The 15,784-nt window shown below is 67.4% G+C and carries 7 protein-coding genes; all 7 read right to left on the reverse strand.

What is annotated here, in order from left to right:
- Positions 1–219: 219 nt before the first annotated feature.
- From ACX40Y_RS14925 to ACX40Y_RS14955, 7 genes are read right to left on the reverse strand one after another with little or no spacing between them, the layout of a single operon-like run.
- Complete coding sequence (locus ACX40Y_RS14925) at positions 220–2,148, reverse strand: alpha-L-fucosidase (RefSeq protein WP_459120361.1); 1,929 nt, start codon at positions 2,146–2,148, stop codon at positions 220–222.
- Positions 2,145–4,346 (reverse strand): hypothetical protein, encoded by a 2,202-nt coding sequence (locus tag ACX40Y_RS14930; protein ID WP_459120362.1) that lies wholly within the window; start codon positions 4,344–4,346, stop codon positions 2,145–2,147. Before ACX40Y_RS14930 ends, ACX40Y_RS14925 begins: the two co-directional genes overlap by 4 nt.
- Positions 4,346–6,667, reverse strand: a complete 2,322-nt coding sequence (locus ACX40Y_RS14935) for a GH92 family glycosyl hydrolase (protein ID WP_459120363.1) — start codon at positions 6,665–6,667, stop codon at positions 4,346–4,348. Before ACX40Y_RS14935 ends, ACX40Y_RS14930 begins: the two co-directional genes overlap by 1 nt.
- A complete protein-coding gene (locus tag ACX40Y_RS14940; protein WP_459120364.1) occupies positions 6,667–8,094 on the reverse strand; it encodes a glycoside hydrolase family 125 protein in 1,428 nt (475 codons plus the stop codon). The genes ACX40Y_RS14935 and ACX40Y_RS14940 overlap by 1 nt, the downstream gene beginning before the upstream one ends.
- Positions 8,091–10,652: a glycoside hydrolase family 3 C-terminal domain-containing protein gene (locus tag ACX40Y_RS14945; RefSeq protein ID WP_459120365.1), complete on the reverse strand. Its 2,562-nt coding sequence runs from the start codon at positions 10,650–10,652 to the stop codon at positions 8,091–8,093. Before ACX40Y_RS14945 ends, ACX40Y_RS14940 begins: the two co-directional genes overlap by 4 nt.
- Positions 10,652–13,240: a beta-mannosidase gene (locus ACX40Y_RS14950; RefSeq protein ID WP_459120366.1), complete on the reverse strand. Its 2,589-nt coding sequence runs from the start codon at positions 13,238–13,240 to the stop codon at positions 10,652–10,654. Before ACX40Y_RS14950 ends, ACX40Y_RS14945 begins: the two co-directional genes overlap by 1 nt.
- A complete protein-coding gene (locus ACX40Y_RS14955) occupies positions 13,237–15,549 on the reverse strand; it encodes a beta-N-acetylhexosaminidase (RefSeq protein WP_459120367.1) in 2,313 nt (770 codons plus the stop codon). Before ACX40Y_RS14955 ends, ACX40Y_RS14950 begins: the two co-directional genes overlap by 4 nt.
- Between the last annotated feature and the right edge of the window lie 235 nt (positions 15,550–15,784).

Genomic DNA, 15,784 nt, shown 5'->3' on the forward strand with positions numbered 1-15,784 from the left:
GCGCCGGACGCTGCGTCATTTGCATGTCATCCGATAGCCAAGAGGTTGTCATAGGTCCTACATCAATACAATACCAAAACCGAAAATTGGTTTCATATATGGCAGTGAAGCCTGCTGGACGGGACATTTTCCTGCGTTGCTGTGGCCTGATGGCAACGCGCCGGGCACCGCTGAAGCGGCCCCGGCGCGCGTGCATCTCGGGTCCCGTTTACCCGGCGTTTATCGCCGAATCGACGTAAATCCGCCGATTTCGGCAATGGCGAGCTTGGGTTCGTCGACTGCGGTCTCGGCGAAGCGAAGTCGCAGATAGCGTGCCTCCCGGGCACGGGTGAAGGCGATGCGCTGGGTCGAGAGCGCATAGGCAATGTTGGAGAACTCGCCGGTCGCCGCTGGATCCCAATTGGTACCGTCGACGCTGGTCTCGGCGACGTAACCCTTTGGCGGCGCGGCATCGGTCATCACGTGGCGCGACGGGGTGAGGCTGAAGCCGGCGAGCAGAAGCGCGTCGCCCATGTCGATCGTGACCTGAACCGGCGCCTGCGGCTTGGGCGCGGGCAGAATCCAGATCGTGCCGGGATCGCGATCGAGCAGCTTTTCGGCGCCCGGGCCGCTTGCCTCGTTGACGCGCCACTTGCTGGTATCGAGCACGGTCGGGTCCGACGAGACGATCGGCGCGACCGGCACCGGCGCGACCGAGCGGAACAGCGCGAATTCGCTGATTGCGGGGCAGGCGGGCGCGTCGACGATTCGCAGCCGCACGCGGCGCGGCGCGATCGGGGCGGGCAGGCGGATGATGCGCTGGGCCGAAATGCACTCATGTTCGGCAAGCTGCTGCCAGCGGCCGTCGATCTCGGCATCGACCGCGAACCGCGTCACGCGCACGCCGAGCGGCAGATATTCGCGCAGGCGGATCAGATCGAAGCGCGTGCCGGGCTTGAGGTCGAGCGTCAGCGTGGGTGTCCTCACACCGTCGGCGGTCGACCAATAGGTTTCGCGCGATCCATCGAGCACGCGTGCCGGCTCGAATCCGGGGCCACGGACATGGCTGGCATGCGCCACCGCGCCCTTGGCGAGATCGGTCGCGAAGCTGGCGCGGATCGCATCGCCGAACGACTTGAGGATCTTGACGTCCTGATCGGGAATGCGGCCGCGACGATCGGGCGGGATGTTGAGATTCATGTTGGTGCCGCGGGCGACCGATTCGTCGAACAGCTTGATGAGGCGCTCGGGGCTCTTCACCCGCGAATCCTCGTCCGAGTGATAGAACCAGCCGGGACGGATCGAGGTATTGGTCTCCGCCGGCCACCAGAGCGGCGCACTGCGAACGCCCGAATTGCCTTCGCTCTGCACATAGGGATGGGTGGGCATGGTGGGCCAGCAGGGATCGCCGGCGATGCCGTCCTCATTGCCGACCCAGCGGATGTCCGAGCCCATCGGATCGAAGGTGCAGGCATCGGGCTGGAGCTTGTGAACCAGCGCGACGATCGACGGCCAGTTGTAATAGGCGGGGGCGTCGATCTTCCGCGTCTCGCGCGCGCCGCCATAATAGCCGTCACCGCCATTCGCGCCATCGAACCACACTTCGTAGAGGCGGCCATAATTGGTGCAGAGATCGGTCAGCTGGGCTCGGTAATAGTCGATATAGGCGGGGCGCCCATAATCGGCATGATTGCGATCCCAGGGCGAAAGATAGATCGCGAAGGGCATCTTGGCTCGCGCGCAGGCGTCCGAGAACTCGCGGACGATATCGCCCTTGCCATTCTTGTAGGGGCTGTTGCGGATGCAATGCTCGGTGAGCGGGGTCGGCCAGAGGCAGAAGCCGTCATGGTGCTTGGCGGTCAGGATGATCCCGCGCAGCCCGCCCGCGCGCGCGGCGGCGACGATCTGGTCCGCGCTGAAATCGGTGGGGTTGAAGGTTTTGGGGTCTTCGTCGCCATAGCCCCATTCCTTGTCGGTGAAGGTGTTCATCGAGAAGTGGACAAAGGCATATTGCTCGCGCTGGTGCCATTTCCACTGGCGCGCGCTGGGGGTGGCGCCATAGGGGCGCGGCGCCGCGATGCGGGTGGCGCCGGGGCGGGCCAGGGCAGGCGCGGCGATGCCGGCGCTGAGCCCGGCGGCGACCAGCGCACGGCGCGAAAATTCGGTCATGGTGTTTCTCCAGCGAGAGGTTCGGGAATGAGCCAGGTTTCGGCAACCTGATGGCCACGGCCGCTGCCGCCCATGCCGGGTGGCCGCGTCCAGGCGAGATCGAGCGTGCCGCCGCGCGTGGCGGCGTGAGGGATTTCGAGTTCGACCAGCATCGGATTGCTCGATCGATTGAGCGGCGGGTGGAGCTCGATGCCGCCATTGGCGACGAGCCGCATCGGCAGCCAGTAATCCTCGCCCGCATAGGTGGCGATCAGGCGATAGCGGCGCTTGGGGTCCAGGCCGGTGTAATGGAGCCGCAGTGGGGAATCGTAGAGGCTTTCGGCATAGCTGATCCACGACATCCGCCAGCCGTCGTTCGGGGTTCGATCGGCAATGCCCTCGACCACGCCGTGGAAGCGGAGCGGATCGGCAAGCGGGCTGGAACCGCGCACGAGATGCGGGGCGTTCCAGGGATCGCCGAGATCGTCATAGCGCGCGCCGTCGCGGGTGCGGGCATGGTCCGCCAGTTCCGCGGGCGTGCGGGTGGCGAGCTGTTGCTCGATCCAGACGCGGTCGTTCAGCTCGACATCGACGCGATCGAGATTGGCGCCGCGTTCGACATTGGAGGCGCCGTACAGCTTCACGCTGAGTTGGAGCCGCGCGCGCTGCCACAGCCGCTCGGCGAGCGCGAACAGGCGGGCGCGGAGCGCGGGAACCGGCGCGGGATCGGGCTCGGCAAGGCGGGCGCGGGCGGCGGCGGCGTCCGGTGCGGCGAGCGCGGCAGCCTCCCGGGCGCGGGCGGCGATCAGGCGGTGGCGGACGATCGCGTCATAGACCGCGCGGTAGCGAAGCGCGTCGACACGCCAGTCGGCCCAGGGCGCCGGCGCAAGGCGGTCGACCAGGGCGAGGGTGGCATCGATGGCGGAGTTTGTCGCCGGATCGCCGCTCCAATTGTCCTCGAGCGCGAAGATCGCCTTTGCCGCCGCAGGATCGCCGATGAACATGCGCGCATAGTCTGCGGCGAAGGCGTCCGGGGTGACGCCTGGCGACCAGCCGAGGCGGAACCAGAGGAACTGGTTCACATCGTCGTTCACCCCCTCGGAATAGGTGATGAAGCCGCTGCTGCCGGGATCGAGATGGCGGAACAGCGCCGCCATCGCGCGCGGACGCGGGTTGATCGGCTCGCGCCCCTCGGTCAGCGCGAAGGCGGGGCTCCAGCGATCGACCGGCACCTGCGCGTGCATGGTGTGGGCGATATCGGGATAGAGCAGCAACTGGTAGCCGCGGGGCAGGTGGCGCCGCTGGACGGCGACGGGATCGCGCGTCTGCGGGCCGGCGAAGATGCCGGTCAGCCAGCGGGGGCGGCGGGCGAGCTGCGCGTAGAAGGCGTCGAGCCCGGCCGCGTCGAAGCCCTGGGTGGAAATCCAGACGCTGGCGGCGGGATTGCGGGCGTGGAGCGCGGCCGCCTGTTCGGCGACGAGCGGAAACAGATTGGCGGGGGCGGCATGGCCGGGATCGCCACCGGGAATGTAGAGCGCGTCGACGCGCGGCAGCTGGCTGAGCAAGGTGCGGAAGCGGGCGAGTTCGTCGTTGCGCTGGGACTGCGTCACATAATCGTGCAGATTGGGGTAGTAGAGCGCGAAATCGATGCCGAGGCTGTGCGCGATTTCACCGATTCCGCGCAGCGTTTCGAGCGGCGGAGCGGGGAAGAGCGGGCTGGTGGCGGCGTCGTCGGAAACTGGCGCGATCACCTGCACGCCGCTGGCGCCCCACAGCGCGAAATCCTCGATCCGTCGGCGGAACATTGCCAGGGTCCAGGCATCGTAGCTGTTGTTCTTCGCGCGGTAGCCGATCTGGGTGAGGCGGACGGGGCGGGCGGGGGCGCTGTCGTAGCGCAGCGGCCGCGCGCCGGTGCGCAGATACCAGCCGGCGCCGTAGACGAGGCCGCGCGTGCCCCGGGCGGTGATGACGAGCGTGTCACCGATCCGGCGCACCGCAAAGCCCTCACGCGGAAGACGCCCTGGCGCGACCTTGCGCCACGCGGCGCGATGCGCGGGGGGCAGCGATGCCGCCACCGCGTCCTGCGACGCGAGCAGCACATGCGCGCACGGCGCATGCTGCTCGGCCAGCCGCTCACGCAGGAGATCGGCCGCGACTTCGCCGCCCGCGCCGGCAGCGACGCAGGGAGCCGAGGCCAGAAGCGTAGCGGCGAGCAGCATCAGGCGGGCGTGCGACCGTTGGACGGCGGCCGATCCGCCGGCGCACGGCCGAAGGCGGGGTTCGGCTTATCCGACATGGTGAAACGCAGCGTGCCGCCTTTCACCAGATCGGCGTGCGCGATCCAGCTCTTGCGCCACGGCTTGCCGTTCCACTGCACCGCCGCGACATAGGGCGTGTCGGCGCGGTTGCCCGGCGCCTCGATCACCAGCTTGCGACCCTTGCCGACCATCACCTCGGCACGCTCAAACAGCGGCGACCCGAACACATAGGCCGCCTCGACGGGATCGACCGGATAGAAGCCGAGCGCCGAGAAGATGAACCAGGCGCTCATCTGGCCGCAATCGTCGTTGCCGATAATGCCGTCGGGATCGTTCTTGTACATCTCGACGCCCAGCCGCCGCACCATCGCCTGCGTCTTCCAGGGGGCGCCGACATAGGCATAGAGATAGGCGGCGTGCTGATCGGGCTCGTTGCCATGGGCGTATTGGCCGACCAGCCCGGAAATGTCGGGTGGCGCATTGTCGGGCAGGGTGGAGGGCGCGTTGAACAGCGCATCGAGCTTTGCCTCGAACTTCGCGTCGCCGCCCATGTGCGCGATCAGGCCATAGACGTCGTGCTGGTTGAGGAACGTCGCCTGCCAGCCATTCGCCTCGGTATAGTCACGCCACCAGGGCTTGGGCATATGGCCGAGCTGAATGGGGTCGTACGGCGTCCACCAGCTGCCATCGGCGAAGCGCGGGCGCGCGAAGCCGATGCTGCCGTCGATCACGTTGCGCCAGTTGCCCGAACGCTTGCGCAGCCGCTCGGCATCGCCCTTTTCGCCGATCGCGGCGGCGAGGTGCGACGATGCCCAGTCGTCATAGGCATATTCCTGCGTGCGGCTGACGCTTTCGAACCATTTGTCGGCGGGGACATAGCCCATGCGGTCGTAGAGATCGCGGCCCTTGCTGTTGTCCCTGTCCGGCGCGGTGAAATCGAAGCTGCGGCGGCGGATCGCCGGCCAGGCGGCGGCATAATCGGCCGGAATCCCCTTGGCCTGGGCCTCGGCGAGCGGCACGACGCCGTGCCAGCCGATCATCGTGCCGGTTTCCTTGCCCTGGAGCGGCCAGACCAGCGGGCCATAGGGGGACTGGGCGGTTTGTCGGATCATGTCATCGACCAGCGACTTCACCCGATCGGGCGCGATCAGCGTGAGGAGCGGGTGGAGCGCGCGATACGTGTCCCACAGCGAATAGGTGCTATAGGCCGCGCCGCCGCTGGGGACGGTGTGGATCTGGCCGTCCATGCCGACATAGCGACCATCGACGTCCGAAAACAGCGTCGGCGCGAGCTGTGCATGGTAAAGCGAGGTGGACAGGATGGTCCGCTGATCGTCGCTGCCGCCTTCGACGCGGACGGCATCGAGCGCCGGTTGCCACCGGGCGGTGGCATCGCGCCGCACGGCATCGAAGTCCCAATGTCTCGCTTCGGTGACAAGATTGGCGCGGGCGCCGGCGACATCGACGCCGGAAATGCCGCAACGCACGAGAATCGGCGCGTTTCCGGCATCGTCATAGTGAAGGACAGCCTTGAGTCGCCGCCCGGTGATGCGCCGGCTGCCGGCCGGTTGTTCGGCGTCGTCATCGGCATAGAGCGTGATCGAATCGGGCTGGCGCGACATCTGGAGCGCGAAAAAGATCTTGCGGCCCTTGGCCCAGCGGAAAACTTGTCGCTGACCGGTGATCGTGCCGTCGTCCTCGATCGTGAAGGCGGCATCGGCGATCAGCGGCGGGCTATCCGAACTGTCGAGAACGAGGTGCGACAGATCGAGCAGCAAATGGCCCTTGCCGGCCGGAAATGTGTAACGATGCCAACCGGTTCGTTCGGTGACGGTCAGTTCGGCGCGGACGCCGTTTTCAAGTGCGACATGATAATAGCCGGGTTCGGCGCGCTCGTCGCTGTAACGCAGGCGATAGCCCGCGTCGGGCGCTTCGCGTGTGCCGGGTTGGAGCACCACCGGCCCCCGGCCAGGGACAACGAGCAGATCGAGCATGTCGCCGATGCCGGTGCCCGACAAATGGGTGTGCGAGAAGCCGAGGATCGAGCCGTCGCTGTGATAATAGCCCGAACAGGTCTCCCAGCGCTCGACGCCCGTGTCCGGGCTGAGTTGCACCATCCCGAAGGGCAGGGTGGCGCCGGGATAGGTGTGGCCGGTGCCGCCGGTGCCGATGAACAGATTGGGCGTGCCCCGCCGCATCGGCTGCGCAAGGGCGGCGCGTGGAGCGGCCGCAGCAGCGAATCCGATCGCGCTGGTGGCGAGCAGATGGCGTCGGGAAATCATCACAGCGTTTCCTGAAGGATTTTGGGTTGCACGGCAGCGAGATGGAGGGTCAGTTCGCCGAACAGGCCATTGGCCCAGGCGAACCAGTCGCGGGTGAACTTCGAGGGATCGTCCTGATCGACCGCTTCATGGATGAAGCCCGTGGCAGCATCGCTATTGCTAATCATTTTCAGCATATTGCGAAGCGTTCGCATGTCGCCGTCATGGTTGAAACCCCGCATAATCAACGACATCGGCCAGACCTGGCCGAGCCCGACATGCGGGCCGCCGATTCCTTCGACGACCTTGCCGCGCGACCAATAGGGATTGGCATCGCTCCACGCCGCGTCGGCGGTGCGCTGCCACAGCGGGTCGGCGCGATCGAGGCAGCGCAGATAGGCGAGGCTGGAGAGCGAGGGCACGTTGGCATCGTCCATGAAGATCGCGTTGCCGAAGCCGTCGACTTCATAGGCGATCACCTCTCGCCCGTCGCGGAGGCGCATCGTCCCATAGTCGCGGAGCGCGGCGGCGACCTCGTCGGCGAGCGCGGTAGCGTCGTTCGCCAGTGCCGCATCCTGCCGCGCCGCCATTGCCAGCGCCGCCAGCTCGCGCAGCGTGGCGACGGCGAAGTAATTGGCGGGGATCAGGAACGGATAGACGCAGGCATCGTCGGAGGGGCGGAAGCCCGAATGGATCAGCCCCACCGGCCGCGTGGGCGCGCCATAGCCGTCGAGCATCAGCGTCTCGGTCGGCCGATCGCTGCTGCGCAGGAAGCGATAGGGGCCCTTGCCGTGCTTGCGCTGCTGTTCGCGGAAGGTGGCGACGATCGCGCGTGCGGAGGCGGCCCATTGCGCGTCGAACGGCGCGGTATCGCCGGTCGCTTTCCAATAATCATGGGCGAGGCGGATCGCGTAGCAGAGGCTGTCGATCTCCCATTTCCGCTCGGCGACGCCGGGCTTCATCTCGGTCTTGTCGTGCAGCGCCCAGCTGAGTTCGGTGCGGCCGTTCGGATCCTCGAGAAAGGCATTGGCATAGGGATCGATCAGGATGCAGCGCGCCTGGCGGGCGATCAGGCCGTGGTAGAGCCGGCGGAGATCGGCGTCTTCGCGGGCAAGATGCAGATAGGGGCGAACCTGCGCCGAACTGTCGCGCAGCCACAGCGCGTCGATGTCGCCGGTGATGACGAAGGCATCGGGCTTGCCGTCGACTACGCCCATCTTCACCGTGGTGTCGAGCGTGTTCGGATAGCAGTTGGTGAACATCCAGCGGAGCTTGGGATCGGCGATCTGCCGCGACACGCGCAGGATTTCGCGCTCGACCGCCTTGCTGACAAAGCGGCGATCGGCGGGGGCCGGGCGCCGGCTGGTGAAATCGGGCGCGGCATTGGCCAAGGCAGGCGTGGCGGCGAGCGCGAGGCCGGAGCCGATCAGGGTGCGGCGGTCGATCATTTCGGGAGTACCTGTGCATTGCCGGCAAGGGTGAATTCGGCCCATTCGCCCGGTCCGTCGCCGGGCTGGCCGCCGCCGACCCAGACGCGATAGGTGCCGGGCAGCACGCTGCGGGTGCCGTCGCGCGCGACGCTGCTGATGCTGCGCGGATCGAGCGTGAAGGACAGGCTGGCAGCCTTGCCGGGCTGAAGCGCGACGCGCCGGAACCCGGCGAGCTGGCGCTGGAGGACCGGCGTGGTGAACCCGCCCGGTTTGCCGGCGTCCGGCGTGACGACATAGACTTGCGCCACTTCCTCACCGCTGCGGTTGCCTGCATTGGTCAGCTTCGCGCTGACCTGCACCGGCTGGCCGATGCCGGCAGCCTTTGCCGACACGTCGCCATAGGCGAAGCGCGTGTAGCTGAGGCCGTGGCCGAAGCCCCAGAGCGGCTTGCCGGTGAAGTAGCGATAGGTGCGCTCCTTCATGCCGTAATCGACGAAGGCGGGCAGATCGTCGACCGAGGCGTAGAAGGTGAGCGGCAGGCGGCCCGAGGGGTTGTTCTTGCCGGCCAGCGTCTCGGCGATGGCGGTGCCGCCTTCCTCGCCGGGATACCAGGCTTCGAGGATCGCATCGGCGAGGCCGGGATCGACCGCCACCGCGCTGCCGCTGGTGAGGACGAGGACGAGCGGCTTGCCGGTCTTGCGCAGCGCCTTGAGCAGTTCGAGCTGCGGGCGGGGCAGGGCGATATCGGTGCGGTCGCCGCCGACGAAACCGGGGATCGAGACGCTGAGCGCCTCACCCTCCAGATCGGGCGACAGGCCGAGCACCGCGACGATGGTGTCCGCATCCTTCGCGGCGGCGATCGCCTGGTCGCGCAGGGCATCGGCCGGGGGCTGCCACATCAGGCGGACGCCGAAATCCTCGCTTTTATGGTCGATCTCCATGCGGAACGGCACGGGGCGGCCGTCGCTGGCGAGCTTCACCGCCACGCGCGCCTTGCCGAGCGGGCCATCGTGGAGGAGTTTGCCGTCGACCCACAGGCGCACCGCGTCGTGCGTCGAGCAATCCTTCCAGCAGGCGGGGATGTCGATCGCCAGTTCATAGTCGCCGGCGGCGGGCGGCACGAACTCGCCGGTCCAGCGCACCCCGAAACCGGTGGGGTTCAGCCCCGGCAGCGGCGCGGCGCGGGTGTAGTTGAAGTCGATCCGGCGATCCTGGCGGGTGGCGACCGGCGTGCCGGTGACGGTGGGGCTGGCGAAATATTCGGCCTTGAGCCCCGGCTTGCCATCGGCGCGGAACGCGGTTTCGGGCATCGTCACCGCGGCGGCCTCGGCGAGTGTCGAGCCCTGGGCATAGACGACCTTGTCGGCGCCGAACTGGCGGCGGATGCCGTCGAGCGGCGTCACCGCGTCCTTGGCGGTGCCGTGATAATTGCCCTCCAGCACGGTGAGATCATCGGCATTGGCGCCGATCACGGCGATGCGGCCGCCGGGGGCGAGCGGCAGGCGATCGCCGTCATTCTTGAGCAGCACGATGGCCTTGCGCGCAGCCTCCAGCGCCAGCGCGCGGCGGGCGGGGGTGCCGAGTTCGCTCGGCTTGATCCGGCCCCACGGATTGGCGGCGCCGAACGCGATGCCGAGCGCGCGGCGCGCCTCGAGCGCGCGCTTGAGCGCCACGTCGACCTCGGCTTCGCTGACCAGCCCGTGCTTCACCGCTTGCGGAAGCGCGGCGTAGGTGGTGCCGCAATTGAGGTCCATGCCGCCCTTGATCGCGGCAGCCGATGCGGCGGCGGCGTCGAGGCGATAGTGATGGAACAGGTGGATGTTCGCTACTGCGTCGCAATCCGAAACGGTGAGGCCGGTAAAGCCCCAGTCTTTCCGCAGCCGATCGTTGAGCAGCGCGCCCGAGGCGCAGGCCGGGGTGCCGTGGATCGAGTTGTACGCGCACATAAGCGACTGGGCCTTGCCCTCGGTGATGGCGAGGCGGAAGGCGGGGAGATAGGTCGATTCCATGTCCTGCGGGCTGGGATCGACATCGAAGCCGTCGCGGCCGGCTTCGGGGCCGCTATGCACCGCGAAATGCTTGGGCGTGGCGAGCACCTTGGGATGCGCCGGGTCCGGCCCCTGAAGTCCCTGGATGAAGGCGACCCCGAGATGGCCGGTGAGGAACGGATCCTCGCCATAGGTTTCCTGCCCGCGGCCCCAGCGCGGATCGCGGAAGATGTTGATGTTGGGCGACCAGATGGTGAGCCCTTCATAGATTTTCCGGTCCGCGTTCACCGGGCGCGCGTTGAACTTGGCGCGGGCTTCGGTGGCGACGGTGTCGCCGACCTTGTGGAGCAGATCGACGTCCCAGGTTGCGGCGAGGCCGATCGCCTGCGGGAAGACGGTGGCGGTGCCGTTGCGGGCGAGGCCGTGCAGCCCTTCGTTCCACCAGTCATAGGCGGGCAGGCCGATCTGCGCGTCGGCGGGGGCCGTGCTCTGAAGCTGGGCGGCCTTTTCCTCGATCGTCATCCGGGCGATCGCGGCATCGACCGGATCGGGATCGCTGGCGAGGAGGAGCAGGGGGAGAAACGGCATCAACGGGGTCCCAGCGTACGGAGGGTAAGGGCGCGGGCCAGCGTGGCGCGGCTCGCGTCGGACGTGATGGTGAGCGTGCGGCTTTCGCCGGGCAGCAGATCGAAGCCATTGTCGCTCGGATGGGCGGCGGTGGCGCCGAAATCGAGCATCACCGCGCGGGCGAGCGCGCCGGCCTTCACCGTCACCTGCTTGCCGTGCCAGCGCACCGAGAGGCGCGGAAACGGATAGGCCATGTCCTTGGGCAGCGACCGCTCGATGATCTGGCGCGAAACGGGTTTGCCGCCGATCCACAGCTCGGCGACAGCATAGCTCTGCGCGGGCGCCGCGGTGCCGAACAGATCGGCGTCGGGGATCGTCGCCAGCTCGAGCGAACCGGGCGAGAGATCGAGCTTCTCGGCTTTGCTGCCCAGCGGCTTGCCGGCCATGGTGAAGCCGCGCACGCGCCATTCGGCGGCGATCAGGCCGGTCGCATCGGACACGGCGGCGAGGCGGGTGGCGCCGTCCTTGTGCTCGGCGACGATCGCCTGCGGCGCGAACATCCGGCGCGCCTCATACTGGAGCAGCTTCCACTGGCCGTCATAATCGATGCTCGACCAGCTGATTGCCGGCCAGGCATCGTTGAGCTGCCAGTAGAGCGAACCCATCGTGATCGGCGCGCAGGCGCGGTGATGGCGTGCGGCCATGCCGATCGCCTGCATCTGGTTGACCTGGGTGAGATAGACCAGATCGGCGAAATCGGCGGGCTTGCGCAGACGCTGGTCGAGATAGAGCTGGAGCCGGCCATTGCCTTCGCCCGCCAGGAATTTCTGGTGCGCCTTGAGCGCCGGGCTGTCGATCGCGAGCGGGCCATTGCCGGCGAAGTCGCGGATCGTCGACAGGTTGGGCATCGCCTGGAAGCCATATTCGGACATGAAGCGCGGGCAGCTGTTCAGATAATTCTCGACCGGCTTCGATCCCGACCAGACATCCCAGAAATGGCGGTCGCCATTGGCATCGGTATCGGTGGGGCCGGTATAATCGGTGGAGGGCGAGCCGGGCCAATAGGTGCTGCCGGGCGCTTCCTTGAGCACCGCATCGCGCAGCGTGCGGTCGAACAGCACGGCCATGCCGGTGCCGATCCGTTCCTGCTCGTCGGCGCCGACATTCTTCTTGAACGCCTTGCGATCGGACCAGTTTTCCCAGCCCGACAGCACTTCGTTGCCGCCGTTCCAGCCGATCACCGATGGATGCGGCTGGAGCCGGGCGACCTGCTGTTCGGCCTCGATGCGGACATTTTCGCGAAAGGCGGCATCGGGCGGGGTGACGGCGCCGCCGAACATGAAGTCCTGCCAGATCATTAGCCCGAGCTCGTCGGCGGCCTGGTAAAAGGCGTCGTCGAGATAATAGCCGCCGCCCCAGATGCGAATCATATTCATGTTCGCATCGCGCGAATCTTTGAGAATGCTAATCATTCGCGCAGGTTCGACGGCGCTGGGGAACATGTCGAACGGGATCAGGTTCGCGCCCTTGGCGAAGATGCGAACGCCGTTGATCCGGAAGCCGAAGCCGTCGCCCTGGGTCAGCAACTCGACCGTGCGCAGGCCGATGCGCTGGGTGACATGATCGCTGACGGTGCTGTCTTCCTCCAGCGTCGCTTCGACCGTGTAGAGCGGCTGCGCGCCATAGCCGACCGGCCACCAGAGCTGCGGCTTGGGCACGGTGAGCGGCACGCTGACGGCGTTTTCGCCCGCGCCGATCGCGAGCACGCGCGCCGCCTCCACAGCCTTGCCGTCGGGGCCGGTGACGCGGGTGCGGACGGTGATGCTGCGGGCGCGATCGCCGAGGATCGTCCAGCGCGCGACCAGCCGCGCCTCGTCGGGGTTGAGCGCTTCCTGATCGATGCGGAAGCCATCGATCCGGGCGTCGTCCCACGCCTCGAGCCGTACCGGCCGCCACAGGCCGATATTGACGAGGCGCGGCGCCCAATCCCAGCCATATTGATATTTCGGCTTGCGGATATAGGGCGAGGTCTGCTTGCCCTTGGGCTCGTCGCCGAACGCCGAATCATATTCGCCGGGCAGCGGGAATTTCTCCGCCAGCACCATCGGCTGCAACGTCTTGATCGGCGAGGCGATGGTGACGATCAGTTCGTTCGCGCCCGCCTTCAGCGCCTGCTTGGCGTCCACGCGCCAGCGGCGGTGTGCGTTGTCGGTCTCCAACAGCGTGCGGCCGTTGAGCGTCACCGTCGCGAAGGTGTCGAGCCCGTCGAACACGAGATCGAGGTGATCGCGCGCGAGCATTTCGGGCGTGACAGTGAGCGTGCGGCGGAACTGCCAGCGGGTGAGGCCGGCCCATTGGATCGGCGCTTCGTTGATGCCCTTGTACGGATCGGGCACGCGGCCGGCGGCGATCAGATCCTGCTGGACGCTGCCGGGCACCCTGGCCGGGAACCACACCGCTTCCTTCGGATGTGCCTTGGCGGCATCGGCATCGCTGGGATCGATGCGGACCTCCCAGGCGCCGTCGAGCGAGAGCGACTGGCGCGGATCGGCCCATGCCGGGGTGACGAGCGCGAGCAGCGGGAGGAGCGCGAGCGTGCGCGCCTTCATCGCGCGTCCTCCGTCAGCACGACGCGGTCGACGGCGTAGAAGGGGTCGGAAATCGGCGAGGTGAACTGGAAGCAAAGGTCTTCGTCTCCTGCGAGCTTCGGCAGGGTGCCGGTAAAACGGAACTGCTGCGGCGCAGTGGCGGGATCGGGTAGCGGGAAGGCGGCGATGGCAACCGGCGGCGTAGCCTTGTCCTTTGACTGGCACCGGGCGGTGACAACAAGCTCACCATAGGGCGTGACGCTGTAAGTGCGCTGAACGGCGCCATAATCATGCGCCAGCGCCCAGTTGCGCGGCAGGCGGGCGACATCGACGGTGAAGCCCGTCGCGAGGTCCATCGGCGCCTGCGGATAGATGCTGCACGTGTTGAAGATGTTGACGCTGAACGCCGGGCCGGTGGTGGCATCGGGGTTGAGCGGCACGCGCAGCATGAGCGGCGACCCGACGGGGCAGGGGGCCATGGTCGCGCTGGTGCGGGTGAGCAGCGCCGCAGCGCTGCTGTCGAAACGGCGGGGCGCGGCCACCGGCGCCCCGGCGGCATCGAAGGCGGCGGCGAGGATCGTCGTGCCCGGCTTCACCGTCAGCGGCGCGGTATATGCCCGCGACGTCGCGGTCGGCGCCTTGCCGTCGAGCGTGTAGCGGATCGTGCCGAAGCCGGTCTGGCTGGCGAGCGCCACCTGCACCTTGTTTGCCCTTAGCGCATCGCCGCGGCTGCCCTGCAGCTTGTAGTCGACGGCGAAGGCGCTGTCCGCGACCTCGATGCCCGACCGGCGCCAGCGGCGGATCTGCGGTTGCAGGCGCGTGACGAAATCGCCGAAGTCGCGCTTGCCCTTCGCGCTCCACGTCATTTCCGCGATGGCGGCGGCGCGGGGGAAGATCGCGTGCTGCACCTGATAGGAGGTGACCAGATATTCGCTCCAGGCATTGCCCTGCGCGCCGAGCACATGGTGCGCCTTGTCGGCGGCGATCGCGGCGGGCATCGGCTCATAGCCATAGACCATCGCCAGCGACTGGACATTCAGGCGGCCCGGCGGCTCGTCGCCGCTGTCGGCCTGAAGATTGTCGAGATAGAGGATCGGCGCGGGCGAGAGCACGACGTCGTGGCCCTTGTTCGCGGCCTCGATCGCGCCCTTTTCACCGCGCCAAGACATCACCGAGGCGGAGGCGGGGACGCCGCCTTCCAGAATCTCGTCCCAGCCGATCAGGCGGCGGCCATGCTGTTCCAGATAGGCGCCGAACTGGTCGATCATCCAGCTTTGCAGCGCATTCTCGTCCTTCACGCCCAGCGCCTTGATCTGCGCCTGTACCTCCGGCGAGCGCTGCCACTGATCCTTCACCGCCTCGTCGCCGCCGAGATGGATATAGGTGCCGGGGAACACCGCCATCAGTTCATCGAGCACTTCCTTCACAAAGGCGATGCCCTGCGGGCCGGGATTGAACAGATAGGGATCGATCCCCCAGTGATTGGAAACCGGCGGCCGATCGCCGAGCACGCCGAGTTCGGGATAGGCGGCGACAAGCGCGGTTGCATGGCCGGGCAGATCGATCTCCGGCACGATCGTCACGCCGCGTTCGGCGGCATAGGCGACCAGCGCCTTCAACTGATCCTGCGTGTAGAAGCCGCCGACATCCGGCCCCGGCGCGCCGCCGGCCGAAGGGGGCGTGCGCCGGCTGCCGATCTCGGTAAGCTTCGGATAGCGCTTCACCTCGAACCGCCACCCCTGATCGTCGGTAAGGTGAAGGTGCAGCGTGTTGAGCTTCACCGACGCCATCTGGTCGATCAGCGTCTGAAGAAACTCGATCGGCTGGAAGTGGCGGGCGACATCGACCAGAAGGCCGCGCCAGGCGAAACGGGGGGCATCGTCGATCGTCACGGCGGCGATGCGGGCCGGCTTGCCGAACGCGGCGTCGGTGCTGGCCAGCTGTGCCAGCGTCATCGCGCCATAGACCAGACCGGCGTCGCCTGACGCGGCGATGCGGACGCCGCGACTGTCCACCGTCAGCCGGTACGCCTCCGCACCGGCGATCGCGGGGTCGCGTTCGAAGCGGATCGCGCCCGTGTCGCCGCCCAGTGAAAGGGCAAGGCCGCGCTCCGTCTTCACATGCGCGGCCAGCACGCGCGCAGCTGCGGCGGCGCCAGTGTCACCGGTCGGTGTCGCGATTTTTGCGCCGTTTGCGACGGTGTAGCTGCCCTTGCCGGGAACTGTAGACGCCGGAATCGGCGTGAGCGGCGCGACCTGGCCATAGGCCGTCGATGCGAGCAACAGCGCCACCCAGCCGAGATGCCTGCCGCGCCCGATGATTGCCGTCATTGCCCGTCCCCTCTGCCTCGCGGTCGCTCGCACCGCGTGAAAGGGTGTAACCAATATAAGTCCTATTCGGCAACCGCACTCGCGCGGTGAGCAAAAAATCTTTACGATTATGCTATTGACCTTTGCGAGCGGGGCTGTTGGGGTCGGCGTACCAATGTATACCTGTTCGCTGCACGCGGCACTTGCCGACGCGCGGATCGACGCCGTAGCCTCGCAATGGGTATCGGGGCTGGCA

Source organism: Sphingomonas sp. RS6 (assembly GCF_054489705.1).